Consider the following 17,421-nt stretch of genomic DNA (forward strand, 5'->3'; position numbering starts at 1 on the left):
CATGGGGCAGGCAGATCTCGTCGTCACCGGGACCGTACTGACCGTCGACGAGGCGCGGCCCACGGCCGAGGCGCTCGCCGTGGCCGACGGCCGGATCGTCGCCGTCGGCACGCGCGACGACATCGCCGGTCACGTCGGCCCGAACACCCGCACCCTCGACGTGGGTGACGGCTGCGTGATGCCGGGATTCGTTGAGGCGCATGGTCATCCGCTGATGGAGGCCCTCGCGCTGTCGGACCGCATCGTCGACATCCGCCCGGTCACGCTGCCCCGCGCCGACGACGTCGTCGCGGCGGTGGGGCGCGAGGTCAAGGCGCGGGGAGCCGCCGGCGCCTACCTCAACGGGTGGGATCCGCTGTTGCAGAACGGGCTTCCCGACCCGACGCTGGCCTGGCTCGACGCGGTCGCGCCCGACGGTCCGCTGGTGATCATCCACAACTCCGGGCACAAGGCGTATTTCAACTCGCACGCCGCCGGGCGCTCCGGCCTGACCCGGGACACCCCCGACCCCAAGGGCGCCCGGTTCGGCCGCGACGCGCACGGCGAACTCGACGGCACCGCCGAGGAGACCGGCGCCGTGTTCCCGCTGCTGGCCGGGGCCATCGAGCCCGGCGACTACCCGGCGATGCTGCGCGCCGAATGCGCCCGGCTCAACCGCGCCGGGCTGACCACCTGCTCCGAGATGGCGTTCGACCCGGCGTTCGGGCCGCTGGTCGAGCAACTGCGCGACGACCTGACGGTCCGGCTGCGCACCTACGAGATCTCCAACCCGCAGATGCGCACCGACGCCACCCCGGGTCAGGGCGACGACATGCTGCGCCAGGTCGGCATCAAGATCTGGGTGGACGGCTCGCCGTGGGTCGGCAACATCGCGTTGTCGTTTCCGTACCTGGACACCGAGGCCACCCGCGCCATCGGCGTGCCGCCGGGTTCCTGCGGGCACGCCAACTACACCCGCGAGCAGCTGGCCGAGATCGTCGACGCCTATTTTCCGCTGGGCTGGCCGATGGCCTGCCACGTGCAGGGCGACGTCGGCGTCGACACGATCCTGGACGTCTACGAGGAGGCGCTGCAGCGCCACCCGCGCCCCGACCACCGGCTGCGCCTCGAGCACGTCGGCGCCATCCGGCCCGAGCAACTCCAGCGGGCCGCCGACCTCGGCGTCACCTGCAGCATCTTCGTCGACCAGATCCACTACTGGGGCGACATCCTCGTCGACGGCCTGTTCGGGCCCGAGCGCGGATCCCGGTGGATGCCGGCGGGTTCCGCGGTGGCCACCGGCATGCGGATCTCGTTGCACAACGACCCGCCGGTCACCCCCGAGGAGCCGCTGCGCAACATCAGCGTGGCCGTGACGCGCACGGCGCCCAGCGGCCGGGTGCTGGCGCCCGAGGAGCGGCTGACCGTCGAGCAGGCGATCCGCGCGCAGACCATCGACGCCGCCTGGCAGCTGTTCTCCGACGACGTGATCGGCTCGCTGCAGGTCGGCAAGTACGCGGACCTGGTGGTGCTGTCGGCCGATCCCCGAACGGTCCCGCCGGAACGGATCGCCGACCTCGAGGTGCGCGCCACGTTTCTGGCGGGCCGCCAGGTTCACGGCCGGTGAGGCCGCCGCTCGCCGATCTGCTGGACCGCCTGCACGTGGTGGCGCTGCCGATGCGGGTGCGCTTCCGCGGCATCACCACCCGCGAGGTCGCGCTGATCGAGGGCCCCGCGGGCTGGGGCGAGTTCGGCGCCTTCCTCGAATACGCGCCGCCGGAGGCCGCGCACTGGCTCGCGGCCGCCGTCGAGGGTGCCTACCGGCCGTCGCCGCCCGTCCTGCGCCAGCGCGTCCCCATCAACGCCACCGTGCCCGCCGTCCCCGCCGCCGAGGTGGGCGAGGTGCTGTCCCGGTTCCCGGGGGCCGGCACCGCCAAGGTGAAGGTCGCCGAGCCGGGCCAGACGCTGGCCGACGACGTGGCGCGGGTCAACGCCGTGCGCGCCCTCGTGCCGACCGTGCGGGTGGACGCCAACGGCGGCTGGACCGTCGAGCAGGCGGCGCGGGCCGCGGCCGCCCTGACCGCCGACGGCCCGCTCGAATACCTGGAACAGCCCTGCGCGAGCGTCGACGAACTCGCCGCGCTGCGCGCGCGCATCGATGTCCCGATCGCGGCCGACGAGAGCATCCGCAAGGCCGCCGACCCGCTCGCGGTGGTTCGCGCCCACGCCGCCGACATCGCGGTGCTCAAAGTCGCGCCGCTGGGCGGGGTCAGGGCCCTGCTCGCCATCGCCGCCGAGATCGACATCCCCGTGGTGGTCTCCAGCGCGCTGGACTCGGCGGTCGGCATCCGGCACGGGTTGACCGCCGCGGCGGCCCTGCCGGAACTGCGCCACGCCTGCGGGCTGGGCACCGGTGGCCTGTTCACCGAAGACGTGGTGGAGGTCGCCGCGCCGATCGACGGCTGCCTGCCGGTCGGGCCGGTGACGCCCGACCCCGCGCGGCTGCGGGCGCTGGCCGCGCCGCCCGAGCGGCGGCAGTGGTGGATCGACCGGATCAAGGCCTGCCATCCGCTGCTTGTACCGTCGTCCGGGTGATCAACCTGGCATACGACGATCGCGGGTCCGGCGAGCCCGTCCTTTTCATCGCCGGCCGCGGCGGCGCCGGGCGTACCTGGCACCCCCATCAGGTCCCGGCCTTCCTGGCCGCCGGGTATCGGTGCATCACCTTCGACAACCGCGGGGTCGGCGATACGGAAAACGCCGAGGGCTTCACGACGCAAACGATGGTCGCCGACACCGCCGCGCTGATCGAGTCGCTCGGCGCCGCGCCGGCGCGGGTCGTCGGGGTGTCCATGGGCGCGTTCATCGCGCAGGAACTCATGGTGTCGCGGCCCGAGCTGGTCAGGTCGGCGGTGCTGATGGCCACCCGGGGCCGGCTGGACCGCGCCCGCCAGTTCTTCCACGAGGCCGAGGTCGAGCTGCACGCCTCCGGGGTGCAGCTGCCGCCCGGGCTGGACGCGAGGAACCGGTTGCTGGAGAGCTTTTCGCGCAAGACGATCAACGACGAAGCGGCCGTGGCCGACTGGATCGCGATGTTCACCACCTGGCCGGTCAAGCAGACCCCGGGCCTGCGCACCCAGATGTATGTCTCGCCGCAGACCAACCGGCTGGCCGCCTACCGCAGCATCGCCGCGCCGGTGCTGGTGCTCGGCTTCTCCGAGGACATCGTGACGCCGCCCTACCTGGGCCGGGAGGTCGCCGACGCGATGCCCAACGGCCGCTACCTGCAGATCCCCGACGCCGGCCACCTCGGATTCCTGGAGCGGCCCGAGGCCGTCAACGCCGCGGCGCTGCAGTTCTTCGCCGGCACCTGAAAAATCCGCGGCGGGCGCCCTGTTCGGGGCTTGTGACACGCTGTAGTGGTGAACCCCTCGACGACACAGGCCCGCGTGGTCGTCGACGAGCTGATTCGCGGCGGCGTCCGCGACGTGGTGTTGTGCCCGGGATCACGGAACGCGCCGCTGGCCTTCGCGTTGCAGGACGCCGACCGGTCCGGCCGGATCCGGCTGCACGTCCGCATCGACGAGCGCACCGCCGGCTACCTGGCCATCGGGCTGGCGATCGGCGCCGGCGCGCCGGTGTGTGTCGCGATGACGTCGGGGACCGCCGTGGCCAACCTCGGCCCGGCGGTGGTCGAGGCCAACTACGCGCGGGTGCCGCTGATCGTGCTGTCGGCCAACCGGCCCTACGAGCTGCTGGGCACCGGGGCAAACCAGACCATGGAGCAGCTGGGCTACTTCGGCACCCAGGTCCGCGCCACCATCAGCCTGGGGCTGGCCGAGGACGCGCCCGAGCGGCTGGATTCGCTCAACGCCACCTGGCGATCGGCCACCTGCCGCGTGCTGGCGGCCGCGACGGGTTCGCGCACCGCCAACGCCGGCCCGGTGCAGTTCGACATCCCGCTGCGCGAACCGTTGGTGCCCGATCGTGAACCGCACGGCGCCGCGACCCCGCCGGGCCGCCCCGGCGGCAGGCCGTGGACGTACACGCCGCCGGTCACCTTCGACCAGCCGCTGGACATCGACCTGACGCCCGACACGGTCGTCATCGCCGGGCACGGCGCGGGCACCCACCCCAACCTGGAGCAGCTGCCCACCGTCGCGGAACCGACGGCGCCCGCCCCGGCCAACCCGCTGCACCCGCTCGCGCTGCCGCTGCTGCGCCCCAAGCAGGTGATCATGCTGGGCCGCCCAACGCTGCACCGCCCGGTGTCGGCGCTGCTGGCCGACCCGAAGGTGCCGGTGTACGCGCTGACCACCGGGCCGCGCTGGCCCGACGTCTCGGGCAACTCGCAGGCCACCGGCACGCGGGCGGTCACCACCGGGACGCCGCAGGAGGCCTGGCTGCACCGCTGCGCGGAGATGAACCGGCACGCGATCACCGCGGTCCGCGGCCAGCTGGCGGCGCACCCGCTGACCACCGGGCTGCACGTCGCCGCGGCGGTGGCCGACGCGCTGCGGCCGGGCGACCAGCTGGTGCTCGGGGCGTCCAACCCCGTCCGCGACGCGGCGCTGGTCGGCCTGGACGCCCACGGGATCAAGGTGCGCTCCAACCGCGGGGTCGCCGGCATCGACGGCACCGTGTCCACCGCGATCGGGGCGGCGCTCGCGCACCAGGGCCGCACCGTCGCGCTGATCGGCGACCTGACGTTCGTGCACGACAGCTCCGGGCTGCTGATCGGCCCCACCGAACCGACGCCGCAGCGGCTGACGATCGTCGTGTCCAACGACAACGGCGGCGGCATCTTCGAACTGCTCGAGCAGGGCGATCCGCGGTTCTCCGACGTGTCGTCGCGCATTTTCGGCACCCCGCACGACGTCGACGTCGGCGCGCTGTGCCGCGCCTACCACGTGGAGAGTCGGCAGATCGAGGTCGCCGAGCTGGACGCGGCCCTCGACGAGCCGGGGATGGGCCTGCGCGTGCTGGAGGTCAAGGCGGACCGCTCCTCGCTGCGCCAGCTGCACGCGGCCATCAAGGCCGCCCTGTGACATCGCCGAAAGCGTTGCTGCGCATCCTGATTCATGGCCGCAGCGATGAGCCGCCGACGACCCGGGCCCGGATTGCGTTGCGGTGGTCGCGGATTGCGGTGCTGATCCTGGCGGGGCTGGTCACGCTGCAGTCGGTGCTGCTGGTGGCCGGCGCCTGGCGCGACGATCTCGCGATCCGGCACCACATGGGTGTGGCGCAGGCCGAGGTGCTCAGCGCCGGTCCGCGGCGCTCCACCATCGAATTCGTCACGCCCGAGCGCGTCACCTACCGCCCCGAACTGGGCGTGCTGTATCCGTCCGAGTTGGCGACGGGGATGCGGATCTACGTCGAGTACAACAAGAACGACCCGAACCTGGTCCGGGTCCAGCACCGCAACGCGGGGCTGGCGATCATTCCGGCGGGATCCATCGCGGTGGTGGCCTGGCTGGCCGCGGCGGTGGCGCTGGCGGGCCTGGCGCTGCTGGACAGGTGGCTGGACCGCCGCGCCACGGCTCGCGACCAGCAGATTTCGCACGACGTATGCCCGTAGGCAACCTTTCCGACAGCCGACGCTGACATGGTGGTCTTGTGCGCGTAGCCATCGTCGCCGAATCCTTCCTCCCCAATGTCAACGGTGTCAGCAACTCGGTGCTGCGCGTCCTCGAACATCTGCGTCGCACCGGCCACGAAGCCCTCGTCATCGCCCCCGACAATCCACCGGGCCAGCCCCGGGCGGATCGGGTTCACGACGGCATCCGGGTGCATCGGGTGCCGTCGCGAATGTTCCCCAAGGTGACCACGCTGCCGCTCGGTCTCCCGATGCCCCGGATGGTGGGCGTGCTGCGCGGATTCGACCCCGACGTGGTGCACCTCGCGTCGCCGGCGCTACTCGGGTATGGCGGCGTGAAAGCGGCGCGCTGGCTCGGGGTGCCGACGGTCGCGGTGTATCAAACCGACGTCCCGGGTTTCGCGGCGAGCTACGGCATCCCGATGACGACGCGCGCGGCGTGGGCGTGGTTTCGCCACCTGCACAGCCTGGCCGACCGCACCTTGGCGCCGTCCAGCGTGACGATGGAGTCGCTTGTCTCCCAACGGTTCCCGCGGGTGCATCGGTGGGCGCGTGGGGTCGACGTGCTGCGGTTCGCGCCGTCAGCCCGCAGCGAGGAGCTCAGGCGGCGGTGGTCGCCGGCCGGCAAGCCGATCGTCGGGTTCGTGGGCCGGCTCGCGCCGGAGAAGCACGTCGAACGGCTGATCCCGCTGAGCGCCAACGATTCGGTGCAGCTCGTCATCGTCGGCGACGGCGTCGATCAACGCAAACTGCAATCGGCAATGCCCACGGCGGTTTTCACCGGGGCGCTGTACGGTGAGGAGCTCGCCGCGGCGTACGCCAGCATGGACGTCTTCGTGCATCCCGGTGAGCACGAGACGTTTTGCCAAGTCGTGCAGGAAGCGCTGGCTTCGGGGCTGCCGGTGATCGCCCCCGACGCCGGCGGCCCGCGTGACCTGGTGGCCCCGTACCGCACCGGACTGCTATTGGAAGTCAACGAGTTCGAGGCGCGGCTGCCCGAGGCCGTGGCGCACCTGCTCGCGGAGCGGCATCGCTACGCTCCCGCGGCCCGGCGCAGCGTGCTGGGCCGCAGCTGGCCGGTCATCTGCGACGAGCTGCTCGGCCATTACGAGGCCGTGCTGTCGCCCTTTTCGCGGCGGCGCGCGTTCGCCAAGCGCTACGCGCAGGGGCAGTGACGCGTCGCCGTCAGCCCTGCGCCAACTCTGCGACAGGCTGCCATTCGTCCCAGGTGCGTAGCCGGTTCTCGTAGTCGGCCTTGGCCGTCTGCAGCGGGGAAGCGCCGAAGAACACCCGCAGCGGCGGCTCCTTCGCGTCCACCACCTTCAGCAGTGCGGCAGCCGACGCCGCAGGGTCGCCCGGGCTGGCCCAGCGCTTGCTGCGCTCGGCCTGGACCGCGGCGCGGACCTCGTCGTACGCCGGCAGGGGATCGGAGTGCCTGGCCGACGCGCCACCCCAGTCGGTGTCGAAGCCGCCGGGTTCGATCAGCGTGACGTGCACGCCGAAGGACGCGACCTCCTGGGCCAGCGCCTGTGAGAAGCCCTCCAGCGCCCACTTTGACGCGTGGTACATGCCGACCAACGGAAACGCGGTGATGCCGCCGATCGACGACACCTGAATGATGTGGCCGCTGCGCTGCTCACGCAGGTACGGCAGCGCGGCTTGGGTAACCCACAGCGCCCCAAACACATTCGTCTCGATCTGATCGCGCGCCTCTTGCTCGGTGAGCTCCTCGACGAACCCGAAGTGCCCGTAACCGGCATTGTTCACCACGATGTCCAGGCGACCGAAATGGTCGTGCGCCTGCTTGACCGCCGCGAAGTCGGCCTCGCGGTCGGTGACATCCAACGGAATCGGCAGCAGCGCGTCGCCATATTTGCCGACCAGGTCGTCCAGCGACGCCGTGTTGCGTGCCGTGGCGGCGACCTTGTCGCCGCGCTCCAGCGCGGCAATCGCCCATTCGCGCCCGAACCCGCGCGATGTGCCGGTGATAAACCAAACTTTTTCGCTCACGCAGTGATGCAACGCAGCCGTCGGCGCATCATTCCCGGCGACTCACGAGATCGGCGTCTTGGTCGTATCGCTGAGGAACTTGGTCAAGAGCCGATCGAATTGCCGGAGCTCGTCGCTCGACCAGCCGGACAGCGCGCGCGCCAGGTGATCACGCCGGACCTCGTGTAGCACGCCGGCGGCGCGCCGGCCCCGCGCCGTTGCCTCGACGACCGAGACCCTTCCGTCGTTGGGGTCGGCCCGTCGCGCGACGAGTCCGGCGTCGGCGAGGGCCCGCACCCGCCGGGTGGCCATCCCGACGTCCATGTGGGCCATCCGCGCCAACTGCCCCATCGACAGCGGGCCTTGGTCGATCAGGACGCGCAGCAGGAGGTAGGACGGCTGGGACAGTTCGGTATCGGCGGCCGACGCCTGTCGGGCGAACGCCGCACGGCTCGCGCTCAGCCGCACCACCCGCGCGAGGGTGGCGCTGATCGAGTCCACCGAATCCAGCTTGCGCGCTGCCGCCACACGCGCACGGTATCCACATACCCTTGACATAGTCAAATAAATCCGGATAGTTTGGCCCATGCACGCAGCGTCCTTCTACTTCGACTGGGCTAACTACCGGACGATGCTGCGGCTGTTGCGCCGCGACCCACCGGCGTCCAAGCCGTGGATCCGCTATGTCGCCTTCCTGGTCGGCGTGCCCGCCGTCGCGGCCATCCATGCGGTGTGCTTCGCCCTCGACCCAATCCTGTTTCCGTCGCTGCGGCGCACCCAGGTGACGGCACCGACGTTCTGCATCGGTCACGCCCGCAGCGGCACGACGTATCTGCACCGGCTGATGGCCGCGGACCCGCAGTTCAGCTACGCGTTGATGTACGAGCTGTTCTTTCCCTCGCTGGTGCAAAAGCGCCTGCTGCGCCTGGTGTTTCGGCTCGACGCCGCCGTTTTCGGCGGGCGCCTGCGCCGCGGCCTCGATGCGGCCGGGGAGCAGCGGTTCGCGCCGACCGACGACATGCACAAGACCGGCTTCTTCGTCCCGGAGGAAGACGACTTCTTCCTCACCTGGTCGCTGTGCTCCGGCTTCTGGATTGTGATGTTCCCCTTCATGGGCGAGCTTGACTTCTACCACGTCGACCAGTGGCCGGAGCGCAAACGCCGGCGGGTGATGGGCTTCTATTCCGAGTGCGTCCGGCGACAGATCGCCCTGAACGGCGGCGGGACGCACCTGAGCAAGAACCCCACCTTCTGCGGCCGCGTCGAGGCGCTGATCGAGACGTTTCCGGACGCGAGATTCATTGTGCCCCTGCGAAACCCAAACGAGACGATCCCGAGCCTGCTCAAGCTGCTGAAGAACGAGTGGGACCTGCGCGGTCGCGACGAGCACCTGATCGCGAAATCGCTGCGCGTGCTGGCCGACCAGTCGTTCGACGCGTACCTACGGCCGCTCGACGTGCTGGCCCGGCACCCCGAGGTCCGATCGACCGTCGTCGACTATCGCGAGCTGGTGGAGCACCCCGAGGCCACCATGCGCCGGATCTATCGCGAGCTGGAGCTCGACCTGGGACCGGTGGCCGCCAAGGCTTTCGCGGCGGCCGGAGCCGGTGGCGGCCACGAGTCGGCCCACCGCTACAGCCTCGCGGAGTTCGGGCTGGATCCGGACGAGATCCACACTCGCCTGGCCGGGTTGTTCGAGCAGTACCGGTGGGATAGCGAAGGAGAGGGCGCACATGTCCACTGAGCCAAGCCAACTCGCCCTGCGGGGCGCCTGGACCGAGATGATCGACGCCCTGACCCGGGCCCGCGACGCCGTCGACTCCGCCGAGCTGCATGCCCCCCCGGTCACCGAACAAAGCCTGGCGGAGGGGCACCGCTACCTGTTGGGCTTCGTGTTCAGCGCCATCGAGCGCGGCCTCTGCGAAGATCCCGATTTCCCCTACTTCCGGCGCGCCATCCAACCCGTGGACAAGGCCACCATCGACAACGCCGACGCGCTGTACCTGTCGGCGCGCATCGACGGCACCAAGAGCTACCGGATACGCGGCCGGCTCGTCCCGAAAGCGCCGCAGTACATCATCTTTGAGGCCCACAGCAGCTACGCCGGCGACACCGGCAGCCTCGCCGAACTCGGCCCCGGCGGGCGCGTCATCACCGGGACACTGGACGTCGCGGAGCTGGCCGTCGGCGACGACGGCCGGTTCGAGATCCTGCTGGCGCCGCAGCGGCCCGCCGATCACACCGGAAACTTCCTCGCCACGGCGACCGCCGACGGGACCGCCTCGGCGCGATACCTGATCGCGCGCATGCTGTTTCACGACTGGGAGCACGAAGCGTCGCCCGACCTGCACATCGCACAACTCGGAAAGGAGGGCGCCCAGCCGGCGCGGCCCGACCCCGACGCCGTGGCGCGCGACCTCCGCCGTGTCGGGAACATCGTCGAAAACCAGATGACGTTCTGGAACCAGTTTTATGACGTGGTGCTGGAGGCCCACGGCGACAAGAACGGCGACGGCGTCACCCTGATGCCGCGCAACGACCTGAACGAGCCGGCCCTGGCCAACCTCGCGATGGGCGGCGGGCAGAGCACCAACGTCTACTCCGGTGGCGTCTACGACCTCGCCGACGACGAGGCGCTGCTGGTCGAGGTCGTCGTGCCGGTGCCGCCCGCGTACATGGGCTTCCATCTGGCCAACCTGTGGGGCGAGTCGCTCGACTACGCCAACCACACCAGCAGCCTCAACGGGTTTCAGTCCGAACCGGACCCCGACGGGACCCTCCGCTACGTCGTCGCCGGGAGCGACCCCGGGGTGCCGAACTGGCTCGACACCGCCGGCCACCCGGGTGGTTTCCTGGCCCTGCGGTGGACGTACTCCACGCCGCCGCCCGCATTGCCGAAGGCCAACGTCGCCAAGGTGCCGCTCGCCGCGGTGCGCGAACACCTTCCCGCGGGCACCCGCGTCGTCTCCGCCGAGGAACGCCGGGAGCAGATCAGGGTCCGCCAGGAACACGTCCAACGGCGTTACCGGCAATACTGACCGATCCCGGCCCGGTAGCGTCGACGTCGTGAGTCGCGCGGCGTTGGACAAGAACCCCCGGGACGTCGCGTCGATGTTCGACGGCGTCGCCCGCCGCTACGACGTGACCAACACCGTGCTCTCGCTGGGGCAGGACCGGTACTGGCGGCGGGCCACCCGCTCGGCGTTGCGCATCGGGCCGGGTCAGAAGGTGCTGGACCTGGCGGCGGGCACCGCGGTGTCGACGGTGGAGCTGCGCAAGTCCGGGGCGTGGTGTGTGGCCGCCGATTTTTCGGTCGGGATGCTGGCGGCCGGCGCCGGCCGCGACGTGCCGAAGGTCGCCGGGGACGCCACCAAGCTGCCGTTCGACGACGCCGTGTTCGACGCGGTCACGATCAGCTTCGGGTTGCGCAACGTCGCCGACCAACAGGCGGCGCTGACCGAGATGTTCCGCGTCACGCGGCCGGGCGGCCGGTTGGTGGTGTGCGAGTTCTCCACGCCCACCAACGCGCTGTTCGCGACCGTCTACAAGGAGTACCTGATGCGGGCGCTGCCGCGGGTGGCGCGGGCGGTGTCTTCCAACCCGGACGCCTACGTCTACCTGGCCGAGTCGATCAGGGCCTGGCCCGACCAGCCCGCGCTGGCGCACCGGATTTCAGCCGCCGGGTGGTCGGCGGTGCGCTGGCGCAACCTGACCGGCGGCATCGTGGCGCTCCACGCGGGATACAAGCCGGCCTAGTGGCCTAGTGGCCGGCGCGCTGGATGAAGCCGACCTGGTCGGGGCAGTAGTGGTCGATCGCGGCGCCCAGGAACTGAAACGCCTGGCCCTGGGTGGTGCCCAGCGGCAGATTGCGCTGGACGAACGTGGCCGACTTGTACGGGTCGCCGTCCACGCCCCTGCCGATCCGCTCACACGAGATCTTGCCCAGCCACGCGAGCTGGTCCTGGGGGCCGTACACGCCGAAGTGATTGACCGTCTGCTTGAACACGTAGTCGTAATCGTCGGCCTGCGCGGGCGCCGCCAGTGCGACAGCGGCGCCCGCCATGGCGATCAGAGAACCCAGCCTCAAAGCCTTCATTAGCCGGACTATACACCCGGTTGTTTTTATACGCCCAGGTGCGCGGATAGCAGCCAGGCGCCGACCGACTTGAGACCGTTGGGCTCGTCGCGGACGTCGCCGAACGGCGAGTCGGGAAAGCCGTCCGGCAGCTTGGCGAAGATGCGCGCCGGCGTGATCTCGTCGACGACCCAGTACTTGGACACCACCGCGCGCAGTTCGCCCGCGGTGACCGCGTTGATCGGGCCCTCGGGCACCGCACCCTTGTCGAAGACCAGGGCGTAGTAGGACGCGCCGGGCGCCGCGGCGCGCACGATCGACTGCTGGTAGCCCTCGCGAGCCTCGACCGGAATCGAGTGGAACAGCGTCGAGTCGACGATGGTGCCGAACCGGCCGTCATACCCGGTGAACGAGCTGATGTCGGCCACCTCGAAGGTGGCGTTGGTCAGGCCCCGCTTCTGGGCCTCGCGGCGGGCCAGCTCGATCGCGGTGGGGGAGAGGTCCAGCCCCACCGTGGTGACCCCCCGCTCGGCGAGGGTCAGCGAGATCGTGGCTTCGCCACACCCCACATCGAGGACGTCGCCGTGGAACTTGCCCTGCTCGATCAGGGCGGCCAGCTCCGGCTGCGGGGCGCCGATGCTCCACGGCGGCCGCGTGCCCTCACCGAATTGGGCGGATTCACCGCGGTAGGCGGATTCGAATTCGAAATCAACTGGTTGAGTCATGTCTCCAGGTATATCAATACGTCTGATATATGTCAATAAGGTTGATATATGGCCCGGAAGCCGCCCGCCTGCGGCGAATGTGGTTCAGCCGAACGGCGTTCGGCGATCGATCAGCCGCGACAAACGCCCACCGCCCCGCCAGGCCCGCGCCACCCAGTCGGCATCGTCGTCGGTGACCAGGTTGGCCATCACCCGCACGGCGATCGTCATCAGCCGCGTCGAGCGCATCGCGACGGGACCGGTGGCGGGCAGGAACCGCTGGAAGGTCAGCAGCAAGGCGAGCCGGCGCGCGACCGAAAATCCGCGGCCATAGTGCTGCTGCAGCAGCGCGGGCCACACGTGCGACAGGTCGCGGCAGTCCAGCAGGTCGGCGGCCAGCCGCCCCGTCTCCAGGCCGTAGTCGATGCCCTCGCCGTTGAGCGGGTTGACGCAGGCCGCGGCGTCGCCGATCAGCATCCAGTTGGGCCCGGCCACCCCGGACACCGCGCCGCCCATCGGAAGCAGCGCCGACGACACCGCCCGCGGCTCGCCGGAGAAACCCCACTCGTCGCGGCGCAGGTCGGTGTAGTACGAGATCAGCGGTCGCAGCCCCAGGTCCGCCGGCCGCTTGGACGTCGACAACGCCCCGACGCCGATGTTCACCTCGCCGTTGCCCAGCGGGAAGATCCAGCCGTAGCCGGGCAGCACGGCGCCGTCGGGGGAGCGCAGCTCCAGATGCGAGGTCAGCCAGGGGTCGTCGGCCCGCGGCGTGGTCAGGTAACCGCGGGCGGCCACGCCGTACACCGTTTCCTGATGCCAGCGCCGGCCCAGCTTGCGGCCCAGCGACGAGCGCGCCCCGTCGGCGACGATCAGCCGGTGACACCGCACGTCGGTGCCGTCGGCCAACGTCAGCGATACCACCCGTCTCGACGAGTCATGATGCGCGGCAACCACTTTGGTGCCGAGCAGCATCCGGGCCCCGGAATCCTCGGCGCACTTGCGGATGCGGTCGTCCAGCTCGAGGCGGGCCACCGCGCTGCTGGTCGACGGGAACGACGGGCCCGGCCAGTCGATCTGGACCTCGCCGCCGAATCCGCTCATCCGGAGCCCGCGGTGCCGGATGCGGGTGTCGAGCCAGCCGCCCAGCCCCAGTCGTTCCAGCTCGGCAACGGCGCGCGGGGTCAGGCCGTCCCCGCATGGTTTGTCGCGCGGGAAGCTGGCGGAGTCTATGACCAGGACGTCGCGGCCGGCGCGGGCGGCCCAGGCGGCCGCCGCCGAACCGGCGGGTCCGGCGCCCACGACCACCAGGTCGGCTGCGACTTCCACGCCCACCAGTATGTTGGTCGCGTGAGTACTCCGGCGACGGTGGTGGCGGGCATCGACTTCGCGGATGCCGCTTTCGCCGCGACCGTGCGCGACGGCGTCGGCCGGATCGAGCAGCTCATGGACGACGAGCTGCGCAGCGCCGACGAGGTGATGACCGACTCGCTGACCTACCTGTTCAAGGCCGGCGGCAAGCGGTTCCGGCCGCTGTTCACCGTGTTGTCCGCGCAGATCGGGCCCAACCCGGACGCGGGGGAGGTGACGATCGCGGGCGCCGTCATCGAGCTGGTGCACCTGGCCACGCTCTACCACGACGACGTGATGGACGAGGCGGAGGTCCGCCGCGGCACGCCCACCGCCAACGTGCGCTGGAGCAACAACGTCGCGATCCTCGCCGGTGACTACCTGTTCGCGACGGCGTCGCGGCTGGTGTCGCGGCTCGGGCCCGAGGCGGTGCGGCTCATCGCCGAGACGTTCGCGCAGCTGGTGACCGGGCAGATGCGCGAAGGCAGGGGCGCCGCCGACGGCGCGGATCCGGTCGAGCACTACCTGAAGGTGGTGTACGAGAAGACGGCGTGCCTGATCTCCGCGGCGGGCCGGTTCGGCGCGATGTTCTCGGGTGCCGACGGCGAGCAGGTGGAGCGGCTGAGCCGCCTGGGCGGCCTCGTGGGCACCGCGTTCCAGATCTCCGACGACATCATCGACATCGACAGCGACTCCCACGAGTCCGGCAAGCTGCCCGGGACCGATGTCCGCGAAGGGGTGCACACCCTGCCGATGGTCTACGCGCTGCGCGAGCCGGGGCCCGAGGCGGCGCGGCTGCGCGAGCTGCTGTCCGGGCCCGTCACCGACGACGGGGCGGTGGCCGAGGCGCTGACGCTGTTGCGTGCGTCACCCGGGATGGCCGAGGCCAAGGACTTCCTGACGCAGTATGCGGCGCAGGCGCGCCAGGAGCTGGCCCTTTTGCCCGAAGTCCCGGGCCGGCGCGCGATGGAGACGCTGATCGACTACACGGTGAGCCGACACGGTTAGCGACCGAAACGACCCGGCGGAACCTCCACCGCCGTTTCAGGCGTTCAATGAGCGATAGGTAACGCTCCGAGGAGGACACTGATGACCTGGCATCCGCATGCCAACTGGCTGAAGACCTTCGCCCTGTTGGTCGGTATGTCCGCGTTGATCGTGTTTGTCGGCTCGCTGTTCGGCAGGACGGCGATGTGGCTGGCGGTGCTGTTCGCCATCGGCATGAACGCCTACACGTACTTCAACAGCGACAAGCTGGCGCTGCGGGCGATGCACGCGCAGCCGGTGTCCGAGCTGCAGGCGCCGGTGATGTACCGGATCGTGCGCGAGCTGGCCACCTCGGCGCACCAGCCGATGCCCCGGTTGTACATCAGCGACACCAACGCGCCCAACGCGTTCGCCACCGGGCGCAACCCGCGCAATGCGGCGGTGTGCTGCACCACCGGCATTCTGGGCATCCTCAACGAGCGCGAGCTGCGCGCCGTGCTGGGCCATGAGCTTTCGCACGTCTACAACCGCGACATCCTGATCTCCTGCATCGCCGGCGCGATGGCGTCGGTGATCACCGCGCTGTCCTACATGGCGATGTTCTTCGGCGGCGGAAACCGGGAGGGCGGCAACCCCTTTGCGATGCTGCTGGTTTCGTTGCTGGGGCCGATCGCCGCGACGGTGGTCCGGTTGGCCGTGTCCCGGTCGCGCGAGTACCAGGCGGACGAGTCGGGCGCGGTGCTGACCGGCGATCCGCTGGCGCTGGCGTCGGCGCTGCGCAAGATCTCGGGCGGGGTTCAGGTGGCACCGCTGCCGCCGGAGCCGCAGCTGGCCAGCCAGGCGCACCTGATGATCGCCAACCCGTTCCGCGCGGGCGAGCGGATCGGCTCGCTGTTCTCGACGCACCCGCCGATCGAGGACCGCATCCGCCGGCTGGAGGAGATGGCGCGGGGATAGGTAGCGCATGCGCCATCAGATACCGCTTGGCTGTTCGCGGGCGTAACCTCACTGCGAAATATCGCCCCCGGAATCGCAATACGGTTACGCTCGCGATCGATTACGCCGCGGCGCCTGGCCTTTCGGGTTCGGCCAATTCGCCGCCCGCCCGACCGGCGAGGTGGCCCGTCTCGAGCATGCCCCGGATCCGGACCGTGCCGCCGGTGGCCTCGAACTGGCGCTGCCAGTCGTCGATCGCCTGATGCGCGGCGTGATCGAGGTAGTTGACCGAAAGGTCAACCGTCACAACGGCGCCCGCGGGGATGGACGCCAGCACGCGGGTCAGCCGCGGCAGGGCAAGGAAAGTACATGCCGGCCCCTCGATCAGCACCTGCCATTCCTGCCCGACCGGTTTGGCCTCCACCCGGGCGCGGATCACCCGCCATCCGGTCAACGCGATCGCCAGGGCGAGTCCGATCAGCACACCGTGCAGCAAGTTGAGGAAGACGACGCTGACCGCGGTCACGACGTAAACGGCGAGATCCCCGTGCTTCATTGCCGTTTCGATGTGGGCCGGCTTCAGCAGCTGAATGCCGATCACGATCAGCAGCCCGGCCAGCGCCGCGGTCGGGATCTCCTCGACCAGCTCCGCGAAGGGCACCGTGAACAGCAGGATCCAGCAGCCGTGCATGATCGACGAGGCGCGCGACTTCGCGCCCGCATTGACATTGGTTGAGCTGCGGACGATGACGCCGGTGATCGGCAGCCCGCCGATGGTGCCCGACACGATGTTCGCGGTACCCTGCCCGATCAACTCGCGGTTGAAGTCGGTGCGCGGGCCGTGGTGCATCCTGTCGACCGACACCGCCGACAGCAGGCTTTCGACGCTGGCGATGAGGGTGACGGTGATGACCCCGATCGCGACCGCGCCCCAGTTGCCGTGCGGGAGATCGGGCAGGCGCAGCGCGTTCAGCGGAGACGAGTCGATCTCGATCCGTCGCACGTGGAACGGGAAGACCAACGAGACGACCGTCACCGCCACGATGGCGACCAGCGGACCCGGGACAAAACGCAGCCGGGCCGGAACCCAGCGCCAGGCGACCAGGATGGCGATCACCAGCGCGCCCAGCAGCACGCCGGGCCGGTGCGAGTCGATGATCTGACCCGGCAGGCCGATGAGGTTGTGCCAGGCCGAACTCTTGGATTTCCCGCCGAGCAACACGTGCGCCTGTTGCAGCGCGATCGTGATCCCGATGCCGGCCAGCATGGCATGCACGACGACCGGTGAGATCGCCAGGGCCGCGCGCGCAATACGGCTCAGTCCCAACAGAACTTGCAACACGCCCGCTATGGCGGTAATCAAACACGTTATCCCCCAACCGAAGTCGGAGATCAGATCGGCTACCACGACGGTCAGGCCGGCCGCGGGACCGCTGACCTGCAACGGTGATCCGCCGATGGCTCCGGCGATGACGCCGCCGACGATCGCGGCGATCAGGCCGGCGAGCACCGGGGCGTTCGACGCGATCGCGATCCCGAGCGACAACGGCAGTGCGACCAGGAAAACCACCAGCGAAGACGGCAGGTCATGCCGGACAACCGATCTGATCCGGCCGAGCCGTGACTCCTTGGGGGCCTGGTGAATTGCTTGATCGCCGAGCTGTTCGATGTGCTGCATCGGTCGCTTCCGTCGTTCAGTGTGAGCGGGGCTTCGCTACGTCGGCGTAGCTCATTGGCGCACAATCAATTACGACTGCGCCAATCGGCAGGCAACAGCCTGGCTACCTCGTTCGACGGTATGGGTCACG

17 protein-coding genes are annotated in these 17,421 nt (G+C 70.2%); 11 read left to right on the forward strand and 6 right to left on the reverse strand.

What is annotated here, in order from left to right; genetic code table 11:
- The first annotated feature begins 1 nt into the window (after nucleotide 1).
- The 6 genes from A5673_RS20725 to A5673_RS20750 are packed head-to-tail and all read left to right on the forward strand — an operon-like array spanning nucleotide 2 to nucleotide 6,750.
- Nucleotides 2-1,606: an amidohydrolase gene (locus A5673_RS20725; protein ID WP_068236722.1), complete on the forward strand. Its 1,605-nt coding sequence runs from the start codon at nucleotides 2-4 to the stop codon at nucleotides 1,604-1,606.
- Entirely contained in the window at nucleotides 1,603-2,574 is a 972-nt protein-coding gene (locus A5673_RS20730) for an o-succinylbenzoate synthase (RefSeq protein ID WP_068236725.1), read from the forward strand. Before A5673_RS20725 ends, A5673_RS20730 begins: the two co-directional genes overlap by 4 nt.
- Nucleotides 2,571-3,353 (forward strand): alpha/beta fold hydrolase, encoded by a 783-nt coding sequence (locus tag A5673_RS20735; protein ID WP_068236728.1) that lies wholly within the window; start codon nucleotides 2,571-2,573, stop codon nucleotides 3,351-3,353. The genes A5673_RS20730 and A5673_RS20735 overlap by 4 nt, the downstream gene beginning before the upstream one ends.
- Before the next feature lie 48 nt (nucleotides 3,354-3,401).
- Nucleotides 3,402-5,027 (forward strand): 2-succinyl-5-enolpyruvyl-6-hydroxy-3-cyclohexene-1-carboxylic-acid synthase, encoded by a 1,626-nt coding sequence (gene menD, locus A5673_RS20740; protein ID WP_068236823.1) that lies wholly within the window; start codon nucleotides 3,402-3,404, stop codon nucleotides 5,025-5,027.
- Nucleotides 5,024-5,557: a DUF3592 domain-containing protein gene (locus tag A5673_RS20745; protein WP_068236731.1), complete on the forward strand. Its 534-nt coding sequence runs from the start codon at nucleotides 5,024-5,026 to the stop codon at nucleotides 5,555-5,557. Before menD ends, A5673_RS20745 begins: the two co-directional genes overlap by 4 nt.
- A gap of 38 nt (nucleotides 5,558-5,595) precedes the next feature.
- Nucleotides 5,596-6,750, forward strand: coding sequence for a glycosyltransferase family 1 protein (locus tag A5673_RS20750; protein WP_068236734.1), 1,155 nt, complete (start codon nucleotides 5,596-5,598; stop codon nucleotides 6,748-6,750).
- A 10-nt stretch (nucleotides 6,751-6,760) separates the two neighbouring features.
- On the opposite strand, the gene A5673_RS20755 is transcribed toward A5673_RS20750, so the two are convergent.
- Nucleotides 6,761-7,585: an SDR family oxidoreductase gene (locus tag A5673_RS20755; RefSeq protein ID WP_068236737.1), complete on the reverse strand. Its 825-nt coding sequence runs from the start codon at nucleotides 7,583-7,585 to the stop codon at nucleotides 6,761-6,763.
- A gap of 42 nt (nucleotides 7,586-7,627) precedes the next feature.
- A complete protein-coding gene (locus A5673_RS20760; RefSeq protein ID WP_082958860.1) occupies nucleotides 7,628-8,122 on the reverse strand; it encodes a MarR family transcriptional regulator in 495 nt (164 codons plus the stop codon).
- A 28-nt stretch (nucleotides 8,123-8,150) separates the two neighbouring features.
- Between A5673_RS20760 and A5673_RS20765 the strand changes: the two genes are divergently transcribed.
- From A5673_RS20765 to A5673_RS20775, 3 genes are read left to right on the forward strand one after another with little or no spacing between them, the layout of a single operon-like run.
- Complete coding sequence (locus tag A5673_RS20765; protein ID WP_068236743.1) at nucleotides 8,151-9,308, forward strand: sulfotransferase; 1,158 nt, start codon at nucleotides 8,151-8,153, stop codon at nucleotides 9,306-9,308.
- On the forward strand, nucleotides 9,298-10,602 hold the full coding sequence (locus A5673_RS20770; RefSeq protein WP_068236746.1) for a hypothetical protein: 1,305 nt from the start codon (nucleotides 9,298-9,300) through the stop codon (nucleotides 10,600-10,602). Before A5673_RS20765 ends, A5673_RS20770 begins: the two co-directional genes overlap by 11 nt.
- A gap of 28 nt (nucleotides 10,603-10,630) precedes the next feature.
- The gene (locus A5673_RS20775; protein WP_068236749.1) at nucleotides 10,631-11,320 is read left to right on the forward strand and encodes a demethylmenaquinone methyltransferase; all 690 of its coding nucleotides are present in this window, start codon (nucleotides 10,631-10,633) and stop codon (nucleotides 11,318-11,320) included.
- A 4-nt stretch (nucleotides 11,321-11,324) separates the two neighbouring features.
- Here the strand turns inward: A5673_RS20775 and A5673_RS20780 are convergent, their stop codons facing one another.
- The 3 genes from A5673_RS20780 to menJ form a co-directional block, all read right to left on the reverse strand.
- Entirely contained in the window at nucleotides 11,325-11,660 is a 336-nt protein-coding gene (locus A5673_RS20780) for a DUF732 domain-containing protein (RefSeq protein ID WP_068236752.1), read from the reverse strand.
- Nucleotides 11,661-11,686: 26 nt separating this feature from the next.
- Nucleotides 11,687-12,364 (reverse strand): class I SAM-dependent methyltransferase, encoded by a 678-nt coding sequence (locus A5673_RS20785; RefSeq protein WP_068236755.1) that lies wholly within the window; start codon nucleotides 12,362-12,364, stop codon nucleotides 11,687-11,689.
- Between the two features lie 84 nt (nucleotides 12,365-12,448).
- Nucleotides 12,449-13,675, reverse strand: a complete 1,227-nt coding sequence (menJ, locus tag A5673_RS20790; RefSeq protein ID WP_068236758.1) for a menaquinone reductase — start codon at nucleotides 13,673-13,675, stop codon at nucleotides 12,449-12,451.
- Between the two features lie 15 nt (nucleotides 13,676-13,690).
- On the opposite strand from menJ, the gene grcC1 reads away from it, so the two are divergent.
- Nucleotides 13,691-14,698 carry a nonaprenyl/(2E,6E)-farnesyl/geranylgeranyl diphosphat synthase gene (grcC1, locus tag A5673_RS20795; RefSeq protein ID WP_068236761.1) on the forward strand — a complete coding sequence of 336 codons (1,008 nt, stop codon included), beginning with the start codon at nucleotides 13,691-13,693 and terminating at the stop codon, nucleotides 14,696-14,698.
- 81 nt (nucleotides 14,699-14,779) lie between these two features.
- A complete protein-coding gene (gene htpX / locus A5673_RS20800; protein WP_068236764.1) occupies nucleotides 14,780-15,634 on the forward strand; it encodes a zinc metalloprotease HtpX in 855 nt (284 codons plus the stop codon).
- Between the two features lie 100 nt (nucleotides 15,635-15,734).
- Here htpX and A5673_RS20805 read toward each other — a convergent pair whose 3' ends face one another.
- Nucleotides 15,735-17,291 (reverse strand): SulP family inorganic anion transporter, encoded by a 1,557-nt coding sequence (locus A5673_RS20805; RefSeq protein ID WP_068236767.1) that lies wholly within the window; start codon nucleotides 17,289-17,291, stop codon nucleotides 15,735-15,737.
- Between the last annotated feature and the right edge of the window lie 130 nt (nucleotides 17,292-17,421).

The organism is Mycobacterium sp. E3198 (genome assembly GCF_001667015.1).
In the GTDB taxonomy this organism is placed as follows: Bacteria; Actinomycetota; Actinomycetes; order Mycobacteriales; family Mycobacteriaceae; genus Mycobacterium.